This window comes from Synechococcus sp. MU1617 (assembly GCF_020514235.1).
Classification (GTDB): Bacteria; Cyanobacteriota; Cyanobacteriia; order PCC-6307; family Cyanobiaceae; genus Parasynechococcus.
Genome location: NZ_VTLB01000002.1, coordinates 232311 through 252409, shown reverse-complemented (window position 1 = coordinate 252409; position 20099 = coordinate 232311). Strand labels below are relative to the sequence as shown.

25 protein-coding genes are annotated in these 20099 nt (G+C 61.0%); 8 read left to right on the top strand and 17 right to left on the bottom strand.

Annotation, left to right across the window (positions count from 1 at the left end; translation table 11 throughout):
- Positions 1–41: 41 nt before the first annotated feature.
- Positions 42–1109 carry a 3-deoxy-7-phosphoheptulonate synthase gene (locus FZZ90_RS05175; protein ID WP_226424679.1) on the top strand — a complete coding sequence of 356 codons (1068 nt, stop codon included), beginning with the start codon at positions 42–44 and terminating at the stop codon, positions 1107–1109.
- Between the two features lie 15 nt (positions 1110–1124).
- Here FZZ90_RS05175 and FZZ90_RS05170 read toward each other — a convergent pair whose 3' ends face one another.
- The 4 genes from FZZ90_RS05170 to FZZ90_RS05155 all read right to left on the bottom strand — a co-directional run bounded on the left by FZZ90_RS05170 (position 1125) and on the right by FZZ90_RS05155 (position 6447).
- Complete coding sequence (locus FZZ90_RS05170) at positions 1125–1775, bottom strand: diacylglycerol/polyprenol kinase family protein (protein ID WP_226424678.1); 651 nt, start codon at positions 1773–1775, stop codon at positions 1125–1127.
- A gap of 5 nt (positions 1776–1780) precedes the next feature.
- Positions 1781–2767 carry an RpoD/SigA family RNA polymerase sigma factor gene (locus FZZ90_RS05165; protein ID WP_025362584.1) on the bottom strand — a complete coding sequence of 329 codons (987 nt, stop codon included), beginning with the start codon at positions 2765–2767 and terminating at the stop codon, positions 1781–1783.
- Positions 2768–2973: 206 nt separating this feature from the next.
- Positions 2974–5112, bottom strand: a complete 2139-nt coding sequence (gene ppk1, locus FZZ90_RS05160) for a polyphosphate kinase 1 (RefSeq protein ID WP_226424677.1) — start codon at positions 5110–5112, stop codon at positions 2974–2976.
- Positions 5113–5157: 45 nt separating this feature from the next.
- Positions 5158–6447 (bottom strand): MFS transporter, encoded by a 1290-nt coding sequence (locus tag FZZ90_RS05155; protein WP_226424676.1) that lies wholly within the window; start codon positions 6445–6447, stop codon positions 5158–5160.
- Between FZZ90_RS05155 and FZZ90_RS05150 the strand changes: the two genes are divergently transcribed.
- Entirely contained in the window at positions 6446–6913 is a 468-nt protein-coding gene (locus FZZ90_RS05150; protein ID WP_226424675.1) for a GNAT family N-acetyltransferase, read from the top strand. The two genes, FZZ90_RS05155 and FZZ90_RS05150, sit on opposite strands and share 2 nt — an antisense overlap.
- Here FZZ90_RS05150 and FZZ90_RS05145 read toward each other — a convergent pair.
- Together FZZ90_RS05145 and FZZ90_RS05140 are read right to left on the bottom strand one after the other, a co-directional pair.
- The gene (locus FZZ90_RS05145) at positions 6874–7944 is read right to left on the bottom strand and encodes an anthranilate phosphoribosyltransferase family protein (protein WP_226424674.1); all 1071 of its coding nucleotides are present in this window, start codon (positions 7942–7944) and stop codon (positions 6874–6876) included. The genes FZZ90_RS05150 and FZZ90_RS05145 overlap by 40 nt on opposite strands.
- A gap of 72 nt (positions 7945–8016) precedes the next feature.
- Entirely contained in the window at positions 8017–8187 is a 171-nt protein-coding gene (locus FZZ90_RS05140) for a cyanate hydratase (RefSeq protein WP_226424673.1), read from the bottom strand.
- Positions 8188–8382: 195 nt separating this feature from the next.
- On the opposite strand from FZZ90_RS05140, the gene cynS reads away from it, so the two are divergent.
- Complete coding sequence (cynS, locus tag FZZ90_RS05135; protein ID WP_226424672.1) at positions 8383–8868, top strand: cyanase; 486 nt, start codon at positions 8383–8385, stop codon at positions 8866–8868.
- A gap of 53 nt (positions 8869–8921) precedes the next feature.
- Here the strand turns inward: cynS and FZZ90_RS05130 are convergent, their stop codons facing one another.
- The 5 genes from FZZ90_RS05130 to FZZ90_RS05110 all read right to left on the bottom strand — a co-directional run bounded on the left by FZZ90_RS05130 (position 8922) and on the right by FZZ90_RS05110 (position 12862).
- Positions 8922–9644 (bottom strand): HEAT repeat domain-containing protein, encoded by a 723-nt coding sequence (locus FZZ90_RS05130; RefSeq protein WP_226425024.1) that lies wholly within the window; start codon positions 9642–9644, stop codon positions 8922–8924.
- A 7-nt stretch (positions 9645–9651) separates the two neighbouring features.
- Positions 9652–10539, bottom strand: coding sequence for a formate/nitrite transporter family protein (locus FZZ90_RS05125; RefSeq protein WP_226424671.1), 888 nt, complete (start codon positions 10537–10539; stop codon positions 9652–9654).
- A gap of 35 nt (positions 10540–10574) precedes the next feature.
- Positions 10575–10751, bottom strand: a complete 177-nt coding sequence (locus FZZ90_RS05120; RefSeq protein ID WP_226424670.1) for a ferredoxin--nitrite reductase — start codon at positions 10749–10751, stop codon at positions 10575–10577.
- Positions 10752–10778: 27 nt separating this feature from the next.
- Positions 10779–12320 carry a ferredoxin--nitrite reductase gene (locus FZZ90_RS05115; RefSeq protein WP_226424669.1) on the bottom strand — a complete coding sequence of 514 codons (1542 nt, stop codon included), beginning with the start codon at positions 12318–12320 and terminating at the stop codon, positions 10779–10781.
- A 257-nt stretch (positions 12321–12577) separates the two neighbouring features.
- Entirely contained in the window at positions 12578–12862 is a 285-nt protein-coding gene (locus tag FZZ90_RS05110) for a hypothetical protein (RefSeq protein ID WP_226424668.1), read from the bottom strand.
- A 27-nt stretch (positions 12863–12889) separates the two neighbouring features.
- Here FZZ90_RS05110 and FZZ90_RS05105 point away from each other — a divergent pair, with 27 nt between their 5' ends.
- Positions 12890–13552, top strand: a complete 663-nt coding sequence (locus tag FZZ90_RS05105) for a DNA mismatch repair protein MutS (RefSeq protein WP_226424667.1) — start codon at positions 12890–12892, stop codon at positions 13550–13552.
- Entirely contained in the window at positions 13549–14337 is a 789-nt protein-coding gene (gene cobA, locus FZZ90_RS05100) for a uroporphyrinogen-III C-methyltransferase (protein WP_226424666.1), read from the top strand. Before FZZ90_RS05105 ends, cobA begins: the two co-directional genes overlap by 4 nt.
- Before the next feature lie 11 nt (positions 14338–14348).
- Here cobA and moaB read toward each other — a convergent pair whose 3' ends face one another.
- Positions 14349–14846 (bottom strand): molybdenum cofactor biosynthesis protein B, encoded by a 498-nt coding sequence (moaB, locus tag FZZ90_RS05095; RefSeq protein WP_226424665.1) that lies wholly within the window; start codon positions 14844–14846, stop codon positions 14349–14351.
- A gap of 45 nt (positions 14847–14891) precedes the next feature.
- On the opposite strand from moaB, the gene FZZ90_RS05090 reads away from it, so the two are divergent.
- Positions 14892–15128 (top strand): MoaD/ThiS family protein, encoded by a 237-nt coding sequence (locus FZZ90_RS05090; RefSeq protein WP_226424664.1) that lies wholly within the window; start codon positions 14892–14894, stop codon positions 15126–15128.
- A 3-nt stretch (positions 15129–15131) separates the two neighbouring features.
- Positions 15132–15560: a molybdenum cofactor biosynthesis protein MoaE gene (locus FZZ90_RS05085; RefSeq protein ID WP_226424663.1), complete on the top strand. Its 429-nt coding sequence runs from the start codon at positions 15132–15134 to the stop codon at positions 15558–15560.
- Here FZZ90_RS05085 and FZZ90_RS05080 read toward each other — a convergent pair.
- Positions 15524–16387: an NAD-dependent epimerase/dehydratase family protein gene (locus tag FZZ90_RS05080; RefSeq protein ID WP_226424662.1), complete on the bottom strand. Its 864-nt coding sequence runs from the start codon at positions 16385–16387 to the stop codon at positions 15524–15526. The genes FZZ90_RS05085 and FZZ90_RS05080 overlap by 37 nt on opposite strands.
- A gap of 59 nt (positions 16388–16446) precedes the next feature.
- On the opposite strand from FZZ90_RS05080, the gene FZZ90_RS05075 reads away from it, so the two are divergent.
- Positions 16447–17244: a hypothetical protein gene (locus FZZ90_RS05075; RefSeq protein ID WP_226424661.1), complete on the top strand. Its 798-nt coding sequence runs from the start codon at positions 16447–16449 to the stop codon at positions 17242–17244.
- Here FZZ90_RS05075 and FZZ90_RS05070 read toward each other — a convergent pair.
- The 4 genes from FZZ90_RS05070 to FZZ90_RS05055 are packed head-to-tail and all read right to left on the bottom strand — an operon-like array spanning position 17241 to position 19984.
- Positions 17241–18491: a molybdopterin molybdotransferase MoeA gene (locus FZZ90_RS05070; RefSeq protein WP_226424660.1), complete on the bottom strand. Its 1251-nt coding sequence runs from the start codon at positions 18489–18491 to the stop codon at positions 17241–17243. The two genes, FZZ90_RS05075 and FZZ90_RS05070, sit on opposite strands and share 4 nt — an antisense overlap.
- Positions 18475–18951: a cyclic pyranopterin monophosphate synthase MoaC gene (gene moaC / locus FZZ90_RS05065; RefSeq protein ID WP_226424659.1), complete on the bottom strand. Its 477-nt coding sequence runs from the start codon at positions 18949–18951 to the stop codon at positions 18475–18477. Before moaC ends, FZZ90_RS05070 begins: the two co-directional genes overlap by 17 nt.
- The gene (locus tag FZZ90_RS05060; protein ID WP_226424658.1) at positions 18948–19646 is read right to left on the bottom strand and encodes a carbonic anhydrase; all 699 of its coding nucleotides are present in this window, start codon (positions 19644–19646) and stop codon (positions 18948–18950) included. Before FZZ90_RS05060 ends, moaC begins: the two co-directional genes overlap by 4 nt.
- 26 nt (positions 19647–19672) lie before the next feature.
- Positions 19673–19984, bottom strand: a complete 312-nt coding sequence (locus FZZ90_RS05055) for a hypothetical protein (RefSeq protein WP_226424657.1) — start codon at positions 19982–19984, stop codon at positions 19673–19675.
- Positions 19985–20099 lie beyond the last annotated feature (115 nt).

Genomic DNA, 20099 nt, shown 5'->3' with positions numbered 1-20099 from the left:
GAGCGGGGTGCGTAGCCTTGGTCGGAGTCTCGCGTCCAGTCATGGCCACCACCTCCGATTTGCATGTGGTGGAGACACGTCCCTTGGTGGCCCCTGCTGTGTTGCATCAGGAGCTGCCCATGGACGCTGCGGCGCTCGAGACCGTGGCATCCGCCCGCCAGCGCATTCAAGACATCCTCAGTGGCCGTGATCAGCGCTTGCTGGTGGTGGTGGGTCCCTGCTCCGTGCACGACGTCAAAGCTGCCCGGGAGTATGCCCAGCGCCTGGCTCTGATCCGCGAGCGCTTGAAGGATCAGCTCGAGGTGGTGATGCGGGTGTATTTCGAGAAGCCGCGCACCACGGTCGGCTGGAAGGGGTTGATCAACGACCCCCACCTCGATGATTCTTACGACATCAATACCGGTCTGCGGCGGGCCCGGGGATTGCTGTTGGATCTCTCCCGTGAGGGGATGCCTGCTGCAACGGAACTGCTCGATCCCGTGGTTCCGCAGTACATCGCCGATTTGATCAGCTGGACTGCGATCGGCGCCAGGACGACGGAAAGTCAGACCCACCGCGAAATGGCCTCAGGGCTGTCGATGCCGATTGGCTACAAGAACAGCACCAACGGCAGCGCCACCATCGCGATCAATGCCATGCAGGCGGCAGCGAAGCCGCATCACTTTCTCGGCATCAATCGCGAGGGTCATGCCTCGATCGTCAGCACCACGGGCAATCCCTATGGCCACCTCGTGCTGCGCGGCGGCAGCCAAGGCAGCAACTACCACTTGGAGGCTGTGGAGGAGGCCGCAGCCGAGTTGAGCAAGGCCGGTCTGCAGGATCGTCTGATGGTGGATTGCAGCCATGCCAACAGCAACAAAGACTTCCGCCGACAGGCGGAGGTCCTGGCCAGCGTTGCCGAGCAGTTGCGGGGTGGCTCCAACCACGTGATGGGCGTGATGATTGAGAGCCATCTGGTGGAAGGCAACCAGAAACTGAACGCCGACCTGACGCAGCTGACCTATGGCCAGAGCGTCACTGATGCTTGCATCAGTCTCGAGACCACCGAAGCTTTGTTGGATGATCTGGCCGCGGCCGTGGCCAGTCGCAAACAGACGGTCACCGCCTGAGCATCAACGCTTGGCTCAGCCCACCAGTTGACTCCACAGCATTCCAACGCTGAGGGGAACGCTGAGGTTGTCGAGACCACCCCAGCTGAGCTGTTCCAGCCCGGTTGCGATGGCAACCATGCCCAGGGTTGCCGGAAGGGACAGGTCAGCCCCCGACCATCGCGCCAGGCCGATCAGCACCAGGATTGAGACAACGGCCATGGTCATTGTGCCGACACTTGATTTGGTCTGACCAAAAAGAACCCATTTCGGGGACTTGACGTTGCGGCCGATCAACCCTGCAAGGCCATCCCCCAGGGCCATCACGAGAACCCCGGCGGACACCGCATCGGCTCGGGTTGGCCAGAACAGCAGAAGCAGCGTTGTGATCGCGATGCCGTAGGCGATGGTGCCGTAGCTGTTGCGATCAACATCCTCAACGGCGGGGATGAAACGCCATTGGTGGTTCATCGCCGTCAAAACAGTGATCACCGCCGCGACAGGCAGGGCAACGACGAAGGGAATTTGAAAGAACCAGGCCAAAGGAACCACGGCTCCGGTTCCGATGTGCACAATCTTTCGGCTCAGTTCCCGTTGGTTCGGCCGAAGCCGACGACACAACACAGCGCCTGCTGTCACCATCGCCATCCAGATCAGGATGGCGATGGGTCCGGTGAAGGAAAGCAAATTGCTTAGGCGGCTTGTTGGTGGTTGGTCATCGCGCGCAGCTTGAGAATCGCTTTGGCCTCGAGCTGTCGGACGCGCTCACGGGACACATTGATCTGACGACCGATTTCCGCAAGGGTTAGAGGCTCTTCACCTCCGAGACCGAACCGCAACTTCAGAATCTTCTGCTCGCGCTCGTTCAACTGCGACAGCCAGCCGCCCAGATGTTCCTTCTGGATGCTGCGATCCATCCCTTCCATCGGCTCTTCACCGTTGGGATCCGGGATCAATTCGCCCAGGGTGCTGCGATCTTCCTCGCCACGGGCATGGGCATCGAGTGATGCACAAGGTGCGCTCTGGGAGATCAGATCCTCCAGTTCCCGCGGTTCGATGCCCATGGCACTCGCTAATTCCAGCCGATTCGGTTGACGGCCGAAGCGGTGGGACAGCTCCCGGGAGATGCGACGCATCTTGGAGAGTTTTTCGCTGATGTGGATCGGCAGGCGAATGGTGCGGGCGCTGTTGTCGATGGCCCGCGTCATGCCTTGGCGAATCCACCAGTAGGCATAGGTGGAAAATTTGTAGCCCATGGCGGGGTCGAACTTGTCGACCGCTCGTTCCAGGCCGATGGCACCTTCCTGAACCAGATCGAGCAGTTCCAGGCCCTGGTTCTGGTATTTCTTCGCCACGCTCACCACGAGACGGAGGTTGGCGGCCATCATCCGGTCGCGGGCGCGTTTGCCCATGCGGATCTTGTGACGATGCCGGGAGGTCAGCTCCTCCTCCGGCAACTCCTGAAGTTGCTTCATCGCTTGCACATGGTGTGCAAGTTCGATCTCTTCAGCTGCCGTCAGCAAGGGAATGCGCCCGATGCTGCTCAGATAAAAACCGATGGAGTCGGTGGCAAGCCGTCCTCCTTGTCGAGTTGATGGTCGACGTCCAGTGGACGGCAACGCAGGTTCCTTCCGAGACGACTTTTTTGTCGTGCCGGAAGATTCCAGAGGGATCCCCATCACCCTGGTCTCCTGAATGAATTTGGGCTGAACTTAGCACCAGGCAACAGCGTTGACTGTTTCGAATCGAAAGAATTTCAGGAGCTGAATCTTTGGCCTTTCAAAACAACTGATTTGGCTGTGATCGTGGCCGCTTCAAGTTTGTTTTTGAAGCAATGTTGTGTATCGGACGTCACAGACGCATTCACTTCTCAAAATCAAAAGAATCACAAGGATTGGATGCCGTTGCTCCATTCCTTGACCAATTGCATCTGGGAATTACGTTCTGAGTCACCATTTTCCGGTTTGCGCTGCACAAATGTGCCGTCGCTCTCCATGTCCCAGGCTCCCTGGTTGTCATTGAAGTACAGCTGCAGTAGGCGTTCTAGTTTCTGGCGATGTTCTGGATGTTCGATCGGTGTGACCGCTTCAATGCGGCGGTCGAGGTTGCGGCTCATCCAGTCGGCACTACCGATGTAAACCTCCGGAGCGCCGCCGTTGGCGAACGAGAAGATTCTCGAGTGTTCCAGGAATGGGCCGATGATGCTGATCACCCGAATGTTTTCACTCAGTCCTTCGCGACCGGGATAGAGGCTGCACATGCCGCGAATGATCAATTCGATCCTGACTCCGGCTTGGGACGCTTCATAAAGAAGCGCAATGATCGTTGGGTCCACCAGGGAGTTCATTTTTGCTCGGATTACGGCCTTTTGGCCCTGCTGGGCATGTTCAATTTCGCGGCGGATCAACAGTTCCATGCCTTTCCGCAGGGTGACGGGGGCCACGAGCAGGCGACGAAAACTTTGCTGCTTGGAAAAACCGGTGAGGTAATTGAACAGTTCCACCAGGTCTTGCCCCAGTTCCTGGTTGGCTGTGAGCAGGCCCAGGTCGGTGTAGAGCTTGGAGGTTTTGGAGTTGTAGTTGCCCGTTCCGATGTGCGCATAGCTCTGAAGCTTCTCCTTTTCCTTGCGCACCACCAGAACAATCTTGGTGTGGGTTTTTAGCCCGAGCACCCCGTAAACAACATGAACCCCGGACTGCTCCAGGTGCCGGGCCCATTGGATGTTGTTGTCTTCGTCAAATCGCGCTTTCAATTCCACAAGGGCCATCACCTGCTTGCCGTTTTCGGCGGCTCGGATTAGTGCAGCGATGATCGGGGAATCTTTTGACGTGCGGTAGAGCGTCATCTTGATGCCCATCACCTGGGGATCGTCCGCTGCCTGGTTGATGAACTCTTCGACGGTTGTCGAGAACAGTTCGTAGGGATGGTGCAGAAGGATGTCCTGACGGCGAATCACCGAAAAAATGGATTCGAATTCATCCGGCTTGATCGCTCCTTCTTCCACCAGGTGTTGCTGACTGCGGGCAAGCAACGTTGGTGTCTGGCCCCCGTGGGTTCGGCTCTTGAGGTTCGGTAGCGGTAGTGAAGTCAGGCTGAGCAGGTCGTCCAGCCCCAGGGGGCCATCGATGACATAGAGGTCTTCCACTTCAACGCTGAGTCCCGTCATCAGCATCTCCACCACGTCCTGAGGCATCTCGTTGGGAACTTCGAGGCGCACCACCTCTCCGCCCATTCGTCGTTTTCGCAGCCCTTGTTCCAAGGCCAGCATCAGGTCATCAGCTTCCAGATCCCTCAGTTCCAGATCTGCATCCCTGGTCACTCGGAAGAAGTAGTGCCCTTCGATTGTCATGCCAGGGAACAGCTCCTTCAGGTTGAAGGCGATCACCTGTTCGAGAGCAATGGCAGTGTGAACGGGTTTGTGCTCCTGGCCGCTCAGGTCTGACGGGATGGCGATGAAGCGAGGAAGATTTTTCTGGGGAACTTTGACCCGTGCAAATTGTCGTTGTCCTGTTTCTGGATCAACAACCACGGCGGCAACGTTCAGGCTCAGGTTGCTGACGAAGGGGAACGGATGGGCGGGGTCCACAGCCAGGGGTGTGAGCACCGGAAACACCGACGTCTGGAAGGTGTTATCAACCCACTGGCGTTGGTCGTCGTTGAGCTGTTTGTAATCGAGTAGCTCAACCTTGTGCTCGAGCAGCTTCGGCCTCAGATGTTGGCGGTAATGCACCTGTTGCTCTCGCAGCAGGGGAATCAGTCGCTCTCGGATCGCCAGCAGTTGCTCCAGGGGTGACTTCCCGTCCTCACTCGGTTTGCTGACGCCCGCCTCCACCTGAGACTTCAGTGACGCCACGCGAACCATGAAGAATTCGTCGAGGTTGTTGCTGAAGATGGCGCTGAACTTGGCTTGATCGAGCAGAGGTGTGCGCGGATCCAGGGCCTGGGCCAGCACCCTCTCGTTGAAGGCGATCCAGCTCAGCTCCCGGTTGATGTAGTGCTCCGGGGCTAATGCTGCTGCGCACATGGGCTGAACGTCTCGGCGCTGGTGTCGTTAGCCGAAACGTAGCAATCAGGACTGGCTTGGTTGTGTGTCGGAGATGTCCGGCAGAGGGCTGCCGGCCACTAGGCCGATCACGATCACCAACACGGTTGCCGCTGCGGCAAAGGGGCTCACTGGACCCAGAAGGTCGTAGCTCAATCCCGCCAAGGGTGGACCGAGAAAACTGCCCAAACTTTGCAGGGCCTGAAGGCTGCCGAGGGCGCTGCCTTGCCCCTCCCGACCTAGGCGCCGTGACACCAGGCTGCGCAGGCTTGGTGTGACCAGGCCGGTGCCCAGGGCCAGGATGCCGACGGCGATGAAGATGGCGCCGGCCCGATCGGATGCACCGACGCTCGGTATCAGCAGGCATCCAATGATCACCAGGCCCAGGCCCAGCAAGGTCAGACGCCATTCACCAAACCGTTTCACCAGGGGCCCGATTAGCCCTCCTTGGACCACGGTGGCGACGACCCCCACGACAAGGAACGCTGTGGTGGCCAGTTCAGGGCCCCAGCCGAAGCGTTGCTTGAAATAGAGCACCAGGATGGCGGTGAACCCGTTGAAGGCCAGAAAGAACAGGAAAAAGGCTCCGCACAGTCGCCCCACGCTGGGGTTCATCAGCACCTGGCTGAGTCGTGCAAAAGGATTTAGGTCGCGTTTTCTGGGCAGGCTTTTGCGCGAGTCCTGAGGATGGGTTTCCGGCAGCAGATTGAGCACCACCAAGAGGTTGAGAGCAGCGAAGCCTGTGGCCACCCAAACGGGAAGGGACACCGACACCTGGGCCAGTTGCCCGCCAACGAAGGGCCCAAGGATGAACCCCAAGCCAAAGGCCACGCCGATCAAGCCGAAGGCACGGGCCCGCTTGTCGGGAGGAGTGATGTCCGCCAGCACGGCGCTGGCCGTCGCTGCCGTACCGCCACTGATGCCGTCAATGATCCGAGCTGCGAACAGCAGCAACAGGGGAAGCAGGCTTTGGCTGGGCCAAGGCAGTGAAACCGTTACTGCAAACAGGCCGAGTCCCACCACGGATCCTGCGACGCAGATGCTGATCACGGGGCGGCGGCCGTACCGATCACTCAGCGCGCCGATCAATGGGGTGACCAGGAACTGAGCGAGGGCATAGCTTCCCGCCAACAAACCCAGGGTTCGTCCGTCTGGGGCGAACTGGGCGAGGAGAAAGGGCAACAGCGGAAAAACAATGCTTTCGCTGAGCCGGTCGTTAAGCAGCGTGAGAAACGCGCTGAGCAGTGTGGGAATCCGAGGACGCTGCAAGCTTGCTGCCACGCAGGAGAGACTCACATTCCAACAGGCGGCTGCCATGGCTTTGCGTCCGATTGCTCCGGAGGATCAACCGCTGTTGCGGGAGATCTATGCCGATGCGATCGAATCGCAGGCTCCCCTCCTTTATTCAGATGAACAAGTCAGGGCTTGGGCGGCCCTGGCTTGGTTGCCCGGCGTGCTCGACGCGAGCTTTCGGGAAGGCTCGGGATGGCTCACCACCGATGGTTCAGCGTTTGCGATCCGCCATCCCGAAGATCGTTTGTCGCTGCTCTATTGCCGTGGTTGTGCGTCGAGGCGGGGGCATGGCAGTGCGCTTCTGAACCGGATTGAGGCGGATGCGCTGGCGTCCGGCGTCCGGCATCTGCGAACGGAGGCCAGCCAGTTCAGCCGACCGTTGCTGGAGCGACGTGGCTGGTGTGTGGAAACGCCGGAGACGATCCTGATTGGAGGCGTTCCGTTCGAGCGCTATCGGATGGTCAAGCTGCTCCGCCAAGCGCAGAGTTGATCGAGCATGGCTCGGGCCTGGCCCGTTTGCAGAGCAGACGCTGCCAGTTGAATGCCTTGTTCCAGGGATTCACAGCAGCCGGAGAACCACAGATAGGCGCCGGCGTTCCAGCGCACGGCGTCGCAAAGAGGGCCTTTGTGCTGCAGTGCGTTTCGCGCCTGATCGGCCCAGGTGTTGTCGTCAGTCCATTCCACATCGGCGTCGTGACAGCCATGGTCCCGGGGGTGCAGGATCAATCGTTCCGCTTCGCCGTTCCGCACCCGGGCCGTGATGCAGGCCCTGCCGATGGGCAGGTCGGTTCCTCCTTCCAACCCTTTCACGGTGAGGACATCGGTTTCTCCGGCTTGCTTCAGGGCTTCCCAGGCGCGGGCTTCTGTTGGTGGGTGGACAAAGCCACTCACGAGAAGATGGTCGCCTTGATGGGGTGTCCAGAGGAGTTCCAGGCTGGCAACCGGGGGACGCTTGCCCAGCTCCTCGCGGTAGCCGATCAGGGTTTCCGCGATGGGGAAGTGATCCGGTTGGTGGATTAGGGCGAAGCCGTTCTGCTGGAACCCCTCTGCAACGGCGCTGATCGGCAGACCTGTGAGGTCGAGATTGAGAAGGCGGAACAGGTCAATAGCGGTGACGCCGTATTTGATCGGCATCCGGTCACCGCCCTGCAGAACCACCGGCTGACCACAGGCCAGCAGCACCAGCGCGGTGAGCGGGTATATCGGCGCTGTGCGCGTGCGCCCGTCATAGGGCATGCCGAAACAGAGCGGTGTTCGACTGCCAGCGGTGGATTGCAGCACCGGTCCGTGGGTTCGGTAGGTGTCGAGCATCCCCGTGAGTTCTTGGGGCTCGGGTCGTCGGATGCGATGGGCAATCAGGAAGGCGCCGATCTGTGCGGGCGTCGCTTCGCCCTGCAGCATCAGCTCCATGGCATCAGCCGCTTCCTCGCGACTCATCCCTTTGCTGGTGTGTTCGCCGCTTCCCACCTTGCGCAGGTGCTGCTTGAAGCGGTCGCGGCCGGAGAGAACTGCGCTCGTCAAAGGTCCGGCCTCAAGCTGTGGCCAGTCTTCAGGAGCGACTCACCCGGTAGGGGTAGCAATTGCTACGAAAGCTCAGGGCCTGCTCAGCCGTGATAACCCTTCGAAGCTGCCATGACGTGGATGCTCAGGGTGGTGGCGTCCTTCGGCGTAATAGAGCCGTTCCAGGATCAGTTGGGGCGCTGTTATTGGAGGAAGGAATTGCGCCTGAAGCAGGGTTGCCATGGATTGGAAAAATTGGCTCATTTCAAATTTCTTCTCTAACTAATTTCACCCGCATCATGGGTTTGTTTGCTGTGCTTGTTGCTTCAAAATAGGCTGTTGTTTTGTAGCTGATGCTTCATTGTTAAGCCTGCGTTTGCGCAACAGTTTCTTTGCTGCTGAGACGTTCCAGCTTGGGACGCTGTTTTTGAAGCGGCCATAACAACTTTTCGTTCAATCATGACTGTTTCAGCTGTTCCTTCGACCCCGTCGTTGTCAGCTCCTTCTCAGGAGACCGTCACCGCGACCTTGATGGCCGCCAAGAAAGCCAAGGGAATGAGCTTTGCCGATCTGGAGTCGGCCATGGGCCTTGATGAGGTCTGGATTGCTTCCTTGTTCTATGGACAAGCCACGGCCTCCAAGGAAGAGGCTGAAAAGCTGGCTGAGCTGCTCTCCCTTGATCCGGCCATCACCGCCGCTTTGCAGGAGTTCCCCACCAAGGGAAGCCTCGATCCTGTGATTCCCACTGATCCCTTGATCTATCGCTTCTACGAGATCATGCAGGTCTATGGAATGCCTCTGAAAGATGTTATTCAGGAACATTTTGGTGACGGCATCATGAGCGCGATCGACTTCACGCTTGATGTCGACAAAGTGGAGGATCCCAAGGGTGATCGCGTCAAAATCACCATGTGCGGCAAGTTCCTGCCTTACAAAAAGTGGTGAACAACCAAATGCCTTGATTGAGGGCATCATGGCCCCGCAACAGCGGGGCCTTTTTATTGGCGGAACTGTTGGCTTAGTTGGGTGCTGGCCATCTTGCGTCGATTTTCGTCATTCAGGTCCTGGCTCAACTCCAGAAGACAACGCTGACTGGCAGGTGTGGCGATACAACCGAGCGCGCGGAACGCGGCCTCGGCAACAGGCAGTGAACCGTTGCGACACAGGTCTGCCAGCTTTTCGCTGATCAACGCGCCATCGCGGCGTTGCAGAACCCGAATGGCCGCCACAACGACTGGATCGCGAAAATCATTCAACACCTCTTGGCAGAACTGCAGCAGTTCATCGTCGTCAAGGCAGTGGGACCGGAAGCTGAGCAGTTGCAGGCCGGCCAGTCGGTGCAGTTGGCCTGGGTGATGCAGGCAATTCACCACCACGGATTGCGGAACTTCGGCGCCCCAGCAAGCCAGAGCCTGAACCACCATCAGATTGGCGTCCTCATCGTCCGAAGTTTGCTCGAGTTGAGCCAACAACCAATCTCGGGCCTCACTCTGGTGGCATAGCCCTGCTGCCATCACTAAATCGGGCAGAACCCCATGGCTAGCGAGGAGTTCTTGAATCACGGGCCAGCCGCGCTCGGCTTGCATCCCCAGTTTTTCGCAGAGGGCTCGTCGCAGATCAACAGAAAGGCTGGGGGAGTAGACCTCCCCCAGCCAAGAAGGCTCCAATGGAGCGCGTCGTGATCGGGCGAGCCGTTCCCAGAGAACGGCTTCCTCGTTCATGGATGGATCAGCGGGCACCCAATTCAGCAGCGAGCTCACGCTCCAGCTTTTCATCGTGCTCGGTCGGCAGCACGTTCTCCATCGGAGTGCGGTGGGTGCTGTAAAAGAGCATGCCGATGAACACCATGCCGCCAACGATGTTGCCGAGGGTGACAGGCAGGAAGTTCCAGAAGATCACCTTGGTGAAGGGGACGCCTGAACCGAGGATCGGGCCGGCGGTGTGCAGGAACTGGTTCACCACGATGTGCTCCATGCCCATCGATTGGAAGGCGGTGATCGGAAGCCAGCAGGCCAGGATCTTGCCGGGAACGCTCTTGCTCACCAGAGCCATGGTCACGCCCAGGCAAACCAACCAGTTGGCCACCAGTCCGCGCAGGAAGGCGAGGAAGAAGCCCATGCTTCCCAGGGCCTCGTACTTCTTCTCAACGTTGATTTGATTGAGGGCCATGATCTTCTGAGCCACGGCATCCCAGATCGGTGGGCCGACGTTGTCAGCAGCGCCGTCCATAGTGCCGCTGGTAAGGCTGATGGCCATGATCACGGCCACAACGGCGGTGCCGATCCAGTTGCCGATCCACACCCAGGCCCAGTTGCGGAAGGTGGCACCCCAGGTGCTTTTGCCAGCCCAGGTGGCCATCGGCAGCAGAGCGAAGTTGCCGGTTACCAGCTCCATGCCGAACAGCACGATGCTGGCGAAGCCGAAGGGGAAGAGCAGTGAGCCCACGAAGGGGGCTTTGACGGTGATGCCCACGGTGAGGGCCAGGATCACTGCCAGGCCGAGAATGGCTCCGGAGTAAAAGCCACGGATCAGCAGGTTTTTCACGCTGACCGTTGATTTTTTGCCGCCGGCGGCAATCATGCCGTCGACAAGCTCATTGGGGAGGACGTAGTCCATCGGATGAGATTGAGAGTTGGACGAAGGTTTTGATGTCAACCGCTGATGCGGTTCATCAGGCGGGAGAACAGATCAGGGCTGCCGCCCTGACGGTTGATGGCGGCTCCGTCGCGACCACTGGCGCTGAGCCAGTTGACGAAACGAGAGAACACGTCGTTGCGGTTGGCCATGACGGTGAGGGGGGTGGTCGATGCGGGGAGCCGTGACTTCAAAAGGAAGCGTCACGGCGACCGCAGCGATCAGGCCTTGGGGGTGGCCCCGAACTTGTCGATCAAGACCTCTTTGAGAGCGGCTTTGATCTCATCGGCAGGGATGGCTTTGCGATGGATTTCGCCGATGCTCGGGTTGGCACCTTGGGACCCACCGATGGTCATCGTGTAGCCCTCGCCCATCACGCCTTCACTGTTTTTGGCCTTGGTGCCGGTGAGGCCGATGGCACCCATGTAGGCCTGGCCGCAGGTGTTGGGGCAGCCGGTCCAGTGGATCTTCAGCTCCTCAGGAAGATTGAGCTCTTGGTCGAGTTGCTTGGCCGCTTCCAGGGCTTGGTCCTTGGTGTTGGTGAGGGCAAAACCGCAGTAGGTGTTGCCGGTGCAGGACACCGTCCCTGCGGAGATGTGACCGGGCTCCAGTGGGAAGCGCTGCACCAGGGCATCAGCCTTTAAAGCCTCGAGCTTGTCGTTGGGAAGCCCCACGAGGATGACGTTCTGGTCTTCCGTGAGACGCACTTCCCCACTGCCGTAATTGAGGCTGGTGGTTGCGAGATCCTGCAGATCCTGGGCGGTCAGGCGACCAACAGGAACGTGAAGACCTGCGTAGGAGAGCCCTTCCTGTTTCTGGGGATGGAAGCCGTAGTGGGAGCGGGGCGTGGTGTTGAACACGGACCCAGGATCGGGGGTCAACGGACCGAAGAGTTCTTCAACCTGGCTGCGGAACACGTCGTGGCCCACTTGATCCAGGTAGAGGCGGAAGCGGCCTTTGGGGCGCTTGTCGCGCTCACCGTTGTCCCGCCAGAGCCGGATCACGGCGTCGGTCATCTTGCAGATTTCGTCTGGTTTCACCCAGGCGTTCAGGGGAACGGCATAGGCGTTCATCTGCGATGACAGAACACCGCCGATCCACACACCAAACCCCATCAACCCATCGCGTTCCACGGGATGAAAAACGATGTCGTTGTGGAGCAGGAAGTTGTCCTTCGCGCCGGCAACGGCGGTGTTCCATTTGCGGGGCAGGTTGGAATACTCCGGGTTGCCCTGGCAGTTGTTGGTGAGGAAGTTCTGCAGCTCGGTGGTGTAATGCCGCGTGTCGACGATCTCGTTGGGATCGATGCCGGCGATGGGATTTCCGGTGACGTTGCGAGGGTTGTCGAAGCCGGATTGGATCGTGCTTAGGCCGGCTTCCTTCAGCCGCTTGAGGATTTCGGGTAGGTCGCCCAGCAGCACGCCGCGCAGTTGCAGGTTCTGACGCGTCGTGATGTCACAGCTGCCGTTTTCGCCGTAGCGCTCAACGATGGAGCCAACCACCCGCAGCTGATCGGCCGAGAGCACGCCATTGGGCACCCGCAGCCGGAGCATGAACTTGCCTGGCGTTTTCGGGCGCCAGAACATGCCGTACCACTTCAAACGCAGCTGAAGGTCGGTTTCATCCACCTGCTCCCAGCCAAGCTCGGCGAATTTTTCGATTTCGCTGCCGACCAACAGGCCATCTTTGGCCGCCTTGTTCTGCTCGATCTTGTTGAGCTTCTTGCCATCCAGGTAAGGCCTGGAGGGAGAGCTAATGGTCATAAGTCGATTAACGAGTGGGCGGATTGATTGCTCAAAGATGAGGCGCGAATCAATCGAGATGGCCCGAAGACCGGCAACGCTTCAAAACGAAGGGGAGCGTTGGGATGACTGAATAAACACTGCGATGGCAACCCTGGTCCGTAACAAAGAAAACACTTTTGGCGTTGATCAATGCCAGGGCTATGTTCTGCCTGATTTGTAATGCCGGCTACATCTGGGGGTTCCCGCGAAGCCGTAAAAGGCAACCTGTTTCGGCCTCAGTATTGGCGTCCAATTTCGCCAACCATGCGCACCGCTCCGGCCCGGAGCATCTGCCAAACGCGCTTCATCGCAGCGAAGTCTTGGTCGAGCTCGGAGGGTCCAGCGGGTCGGTCGAAGCGTCGGTCGTACCGGTCATAACGGGTCTCCCTCGGCTCGTATCCCTGGCTGTACCGGTCGTCCCGGACGTCGTACCGGTCGTACCGCTCAATGCGTCCGTCAAGCGGCTCCCGGTAGGAACGGCTGTCCAATGGGGCACGATCAAAACTACGGCGGGGTGCCATGACTCATCCAACGTTCACAACGAACCGATGACATCAGCTGGTGCGGTCATCGATCCGTGGCCATTGCTACGGAATGACGCTTCTGATGGGCGGCGGCATGGGTTGCATTTGGTGGTGCATGGCCGCAGTGGCGGCATCGTTCCGGACTGTTTGGCCTCCCTGCCCGATCTCCTGGCCCCGCGGCGATCAGCGCCTGTGCAGCTGGAAGTGTTAACGGCTGAACAATCCTTGTCGGCGCTTCCCCAATCTTCTTGGATTGTTCCGTTGCTGCTATTGCCTGGGGAGCATGCCCGAACGGACGTGCCGGCGATTCGGAACAGGCTTCGTGGAGCCGGATCCAGTGTGCGTTTGCTTCCCTTTCTGGGCTCTTGGATCATCTGGTGGAACGCTGTGCTTTCAGCACTTCCGGCGTCTGATCGCGCTGATGCCGTGCTGGTGCACCACCCCCTGCGCCCGGGAGTGGCGGATCGCTTCCTCGCGATGCTGGCGTCTCGCCTGGGCTTGCCATTGGTTGCCTTTGATGCGTGGCCCGAGTTCCAGCAGCGCCACCCCAGGGCCCGGCCACTTCCATTAACCCTCGCGCCGAACCGCATGACGGAGGCGTTGAGCGAAGCTGGTGGATTGCCTCCTCTGCTTGAGCATCCCCCCACCCGTCAGGCCCTGATCGATCTGCTTGTTTCCCTGCCGTGACCACCGCTGAACAAACCGGAACCGTTTATCTGGTGGGAGCCGGTCCCGGCGATCCCGAATTGCTCACGCTGAAGGCGCATCGGCTGCTGAGCCAGTGCGATGCCCTGGTGTACGACTCGCTGGTGCCCGAGGAAGTGCTGGATCTTGTGCCGGCAGCCTGCGAACGCCGTTTTGTTGGCAAGCGTCGTGGACATCATTCGGTGCCACAACCAAGCACCAATGCCGTGCTCGTTGAAATGGCTCAGAAGCACCGCACGGTGGTGCGCTTGAAGGGGGGTGATCCCTTCCTCTTCGGCCGTGGAGGCGAAGAAGCGGCTTACCTGGCGGAGCGGAACATCCCTGTTCAGGTGGTGCCTGGTGTCACCGCTGGCATTGCCGCCCCTGCCTACGCCGGAATTCCCGTCACCCACCGGCGGGCGGGGTCATCGGTGACCTTCGTCACCGGTCACGAGGAAATCGACAAGCGCCGTCCTTCCGTGGATTGGCGTGCCCTGGCCGCGGCCAGTGACGGATTGGTGATCTACATGGGGCTGCACAACCTGCCCCGGATCGCAGAGGAACTGATGGCGGGCGGTTTGGCTGCGACAACCCCTGTGGCGGTGATCCAGCAGGGCACGGTGGCGGGGCAACGCTGCCTCAAGGCAACCCTGGTTGACGTTGCCGATCAATGCCGAGCCGAAGCCTTCAAGTCACCCTCGATTGTTGTGGTGGGAGAGGTGATTGATCAGCAGGTTGAAGCCTGCATGCCCACGCCGGCAGCGGTCACGATGCCGATTCCGTTCTGACCATCCCCGCTTTATTCCTTCAAGCGAGCCCGGAGCTGGGCCAGGTTGCAAGGTTGGGTGTCGGCATCGAGTTGAGCACGGATGAGTCGGTCCCAAGCCGTGGTCACGGCATCAAGAGATCCCGGCAGCACAAACACAAAGGTGCCGTTGGCCACGCCGGCAAGGCAGCGGCTTTGCAGGGTGCTGGTGCCGATGCTCTCGAAGGAGAGCACGCGGAACAGTTCCCCGAATCCTTCGATTCTTTTGTCCAGCAGTGGTGCCACCGCTTCGGGGGTTCCATCTCGGCCGGTGAGACCGGTGCCTCCGCTGGTGATCACCACATCAACCGCAGGATCGGCGATCCAGCGGCTCAGTTCACGGCGGATTTGATAGCGATCATCCGGGCAGAGTTGTCGCTCGTGAAGCCGATGGTCGGCGGCTTCAAGGCTGCGCTGCAGCTGATCTCCGCTGCTGTCGTCCGCCAAAGTGCGTGTGTCGGAGATGGTGAGCAGGGCGATGGACAGGCCCATGGCACAGCGGCGCAGCCTCCGGACGCTAGAACCGCTCAAGCTGCCATGGACGTGGTGCTGAAGGTGCTGCTGTTCGCTTCCCTGCGCGAACGCGCCGGTTGGTCTGAGCGTTTCCTTCCGTTCACGCCAGGGGTCTCGACGGCCCGTGAGGTCTGGAATCAGTTGGATCTTGGCCCGCTCGAGTGCATCAGCATTGCCGTGAATCAGGAGTTGGTTGGTGCGAATCAGCCGTTGCAGGCCGGAGATGAGCTGGCCTTTCTTCCACCGTTCACAGGGGGTTGAAGCGTGACCGGTTGCCGTGTGGAGGTGTGCCCGGATCCCTTTGATCCTTGGCAGCAGCTTGCGCTTTGGAGTGGGGCTGCGGCGGCTGCGGCGATCTTCATTGGTCGGGTGCGTCCCACCACGATGGATGGCCGGCCTCTGGAGGCGCTGGAGCTGGAGCACTTCCCCGGCCTCTGCGAACGTCAGATCACGGCCATGGCACAGGGTCTGCAGCAGGAGCACCGGGCGGGGCCAATTTTGGTGTTGCATCGGGTGGGCCGACTCCTCCCTGGTGAGCCGATCGTGCTGGTGGCGGTGCAGGCCGATCGTCGTGGGGCGGCGCAGCGCTGCTCGGCCGCGTTGTTGGAGCAACTCAAGCACCAGGCCCCGTTTTGGAAGCGGGAGTGGTGCGCTGGTCAGGGCACCTGGCTGGCGGCGAACACGCCGCTCTGATCAAGGCTCGGGTGCTGCAGTTGGTAGCCCAACTGTTTGAGTCGGGTGTTGCGAATCCGTCGGCCCCCTGAACCCGGTTCGTCCTGCCCAAGCCAGCGCACGGGGGCCAGACCCTGGCGCTGCAGGCTGCGCCCCACCAAATCCCGCAGCCGAATTGGCTCGTCGTTTACCACATTCACTACGCCGGTCCATTCGGCATCGAGTGCTGCCTCCAGGGCACCGGCGGCATCCGCCACATGCAGCCAGTTGCTGTAAGTCGCTCCGCTTCCAGGGCGTTCCAGTCCGGCGAGCCCGCGCAGGCGCCGCTCGAGATCGCGGCCAGGGCCATACAGCGCCCCAAGGCGCAGGATGCACACCCGCCGGTTGCCGATGCCCTTGAGCAGTTGTTCGCCTTCCAGCAGAACATTGCCATGGCCCCGACCTGGCTCGGGTGGCGTTTGCTCATCCACCCAGTTCCCTTCGGCATCGCCGTACACCGAGCAACTGCCCGTGTAGACGATCTGCCGCAGTTCCGGCAGTTGTGGCAACAGCGACGTCAGGCAGCGGAAGCTGTCGACGAAGGTGTGGCGGTAGCCGTTGGCATCCACCTGGCGATCTCCCTTGGGCCCGAGGCAGAACACGGCGCTGCTGCTTTGTCTCAGGGCGTCCAACAGCTGGGTGGGGTCAGTGGCATCGCAGATCTGCACCCGGTCTGCCAGGGGATTGAGTTGCTCCAGCCTTTCGCTGCTTGTGGTGGTCAGCGTCAGCTTCAGCTGGGGCCGTCTCACTTGCAGCCGCTCCGCCAGGGCGAGCCCCACATAGCCGCAGCCAACGATCGTCAGGTCCATGGCGGGGATGGCTGTTGGCGCGACCCTAAGGAGATCGACCGTTCCATGCCGTCACTGACATGACCGATCAATGGACCCTCAACCGCCGCAATTTCGCCGGTCATTGGCAGGGCTGTGGCCATTGGTTTGAGAGGGATGGCAGCGGTCGGTTGGACCTCCAGCGTCCGACCCGTCGGATCCACCCCACCACCTACGTGATTTCCTTTTCCGATGACGACCACGGGGTGTGGGATGGTTCGGGTTTGGCCTTTGCTCCCGGGGGGCAGGCCACCTATCCCATCAGTCGAGCCACCTACAACGCTGGTGGAGGCTGCTGGCAGTTTCCCGGGGCAGGAGGTCAGTCCAGCCTGGGGCTTGATCCCGATCGTCCCCGCTTCGGCCATGAGATCAACCTGTTCTGCGGTCGTTCCCGCTCGATGCTGGTGCTGCTCTGGGAACCGCTTGACGGCGGCTGGCGTTTGCAGCGTGTTGGGGCGGTGGGTTTCCGTTGCTTGAACAGCACCGATCCCGAACCCGACCGTCCCGCATGCGGGACACCCGAGGCCCTGCTGGCGCCGGTGCAGGGATGGAGTGGCGAGCGGCAGATGCTCAGGCCGCAGGCGGGGGTGAACGGCCAGGCTGAGGACGCCACTCCGCTGGTTTTCGATCCAAGCCAGCTGTTGCACAACGACTGCTCAGCTGTGATGCCCGACGGCTTGGTGTTCTCGGTGCCCAGTGAGCTCCCCAGTGAGCCCTTCAGCCTCGAGATCGGTGGCCGTCTCGGCGCTGCCCTGTTTCAGCAGATCAGCATCCATTTCGATGCATCGGGCCAGCTCATGGCCTGGGAGCGCCACTCCTTTCAGCCTGATCCGGCTTAGAAAATCCGCTGACGAATCACCTGGGCCCAGAGACGGGTGCCGCTTTCGAGCGGGCCGGCTTCCGCTGGTAGTTCCAGCAGCAGATCGGCGTGTTGCAGGGAACCGATCCGGGACGAGGCCTGCGAGCCATCCACCCGTGCCAGCAGCGTTCCTGCGGCGTTGGTGTCGAGGCGGGCCCGTGCCAGTTCCGGTCGTCCCGGTCGGCGGGACAACGGGTCGGCGAGTTCCACCATCACCCGGGGGAACAGCTCCGGTTCGCGCTGGCCCTCCAGGACCTGCAGGGCGGGCCAGAGCAGTTGCAGGGCAGTGACCGCCGCCGCCACGGGATTGCCCGGCAGTCCGAAAAATGGCACGCCCTCACCGATGCTGCCGAAGGCGAAGGGGCGACCTGGGCGCAGGAACAGTTTCCAGAAGTCCACGGCACCCAGCTCCGCCACCAGCGGTCGGATCCAATCGGTGTCGCCGGCGGAGACGCCGCCGGTGCTCACCACCACATCGCAGTCATGGGCCAGATCAAGGAGGGCCTGCCGCAGTGCGTCGGGTTGATCAGCCACCACCCTTCGCTGGGTCACCGATTGCCCGAGGGCCCGGAGCATCGTCTCCAGAAGCGTGCCGTTGCTCTCCCAGATGGCACCGGGGTGCCGCGCTGTTCCGGGTGGTACCAGTTCGTCTCCGCTGATCAGCAGCCCGATGCGGGGTTGCTGCGCAACGGTTAGGTCGGCGATGCCGCAGCCAGCGAGGCGTGCGAGATCGGCGGCACCCAGGCGTTCTCCAGCGGCCAGTAGCAGGTCCCCCGGCTGGCATTCCTCATCCTCGGGGCGAATCCACGGACGATCCGATGCCTCTTTCGTCAGTTGGAGGCTGGTGCCTTCCACGGTGATGAGCTCTTGGGGCAGCACCCAGCCAGCACCGTCTGGAAGTGGAGCGCCGGTGAGGATTCGAATCGCATCGCCGTTGTCCAGGGTCCCGTTGAAGGGCTGGCCAGCGGCGGAACGTCCCTTCAGCTGCCAGGTCTCCCCAAGTTTGGGCTGGTGGCTTTGCCCGAGGGCGTAGCCGTCCATGATTGAGGCTCGGAATCCCGGAACGGCCGCACTGGCCAGCACAGCAGCTGTGCTCACCCGGCCGAGGGCCTGCTGCAGGGCCACCGTGCTGCTGGTAGTGATCGGCTGGAGCGCCGTGAGAACCCGTTGACGTGCCTCGTCCAGGGGGAGCCCTTCGCGTCCGTAGGGCTCAGCGTTTCCAGACACCGTTCCGCCCTCCTTCTTTGGACTCCAGCTGGATCGCCTCGATCGTCATGGCTGGATCGACCGCTTTGAGCATGTCGTAAAGGGTCAGCAACCCCACGGACACCGCCGTCATCGCTTCCATTTCCACCCCGGTCTGGCCTGTGGTACGGCAACGGCAGTGGACGACCAGGCCAGGCAGGGAGGCGTCGGCGTCGATCGTCACATCCATGCCACTGAGTGGCAGGGGATGGCAAAGGGGAATCAGCTCCCAGGTGTGTTTGGCCGCCTGAATCGCCGCCACCCGGGCGACTGCGAGAAGATCTCCTTTTGGTGTCTCGCCCCGCTGGATCATGCTGAGGGTTGAGGCTTCCATGCGAATGGCCCCTCGTGCATGGGCCTCGCGGTTGGTGGCCGGACGGTCCCCCACGTCCACCATGTGAACCTCGCCTTGCTGGTTCAGATGACTCAGGTTTTGCGTCATTCGATCAAGGTGACAACACCGCTGCTGAGTTGGAAATAACCCACCACCAGTTTCAGCGCACCGCTGGCTTTGGCATCGGCCAGAACGGCGCTGCGTTGAATCAACGTGGAGGCGCTGGCGAGGGCATTGCGCTTCACGGCTTCCTCGAGATCGCTGCTGCCGTTGATGTTCTTCCGGATGGGTTGGATCAGACGGTCCAGTGAAGGGGTCAGCGGATTGGCGTCCATCGCCGCCGTGACGGCTCCGCAGCCGCTGTGTCCCATCACCATCAGCAGTGGCGTCTTGAGAACGCTGACGCCGTACTCCACCGACGCCATCGCTTCATCGAAGGCGCTGTTGCCGGCATTGCGGATCACGAACAGCTCGCCAGGGGTGGTGTCGAACACCCAGCTCGGCGACACCCGTGAATCAGAGCAGGTGAGCACGGTGGCCCAGGGATGTTGGCTGGTGGCCAAAGCCTTGGGTGAGTTGAAGCAGCGCGGGTCCGGATCCGCCGTTCGGTGCGTCGTTCCTTCGTCTTGCTCGGCGTGGCGCCAGGCCTCGGCGAACCGGCGGTTCCCCGCTATCAGGGCCTGGAGTGGATCATTCGGGGTGCAGAACCGCTCCTCTGCTGCCTCAACGGGGCGCGCTTGCATCAGGGCGGCCAAGGCCAGACCGCCCGTACGCTGGAGGAAGTGACGGCGCTGAATCCCCATGCCGCCACCTTATTTAGGCCGTGTGATCAGCGCTCGCCGAAGGGTGCCCAGAGGGTGGCTTCGGAACCCACAACAGGCTCCACAGCGGGCTGGATGGCAGCAGCGGGTTGGGCGGTTGCGGCTGTGTTGGCGCTGGCGATATCGCGCTCGGCCAAGGGAGCCCAGAGAGCGGCAGGACCGGCGATCACCGGCTCGACGCCAGTAGCGCCGGCCTGAATGGAGGCCGTCTGGCTGCGCACCAGTTGCACGGCAAGGGAACCAACGATGAAGGCACCCAGGAAGCCGGCGGCCAGGGTGATGGGGCTGCGGCCGGAAGCGGACGAGATGCTGCTGGTCACGGCAGGAACTCTTTGAACAGAGCTTCAGTATGGAAAGAATTGGTGTGAACGACTACTAAACGCGCTGAATTGTGTAGCGGAATTAACAGTTTTTATGGGATCAAAGCCCTGCATG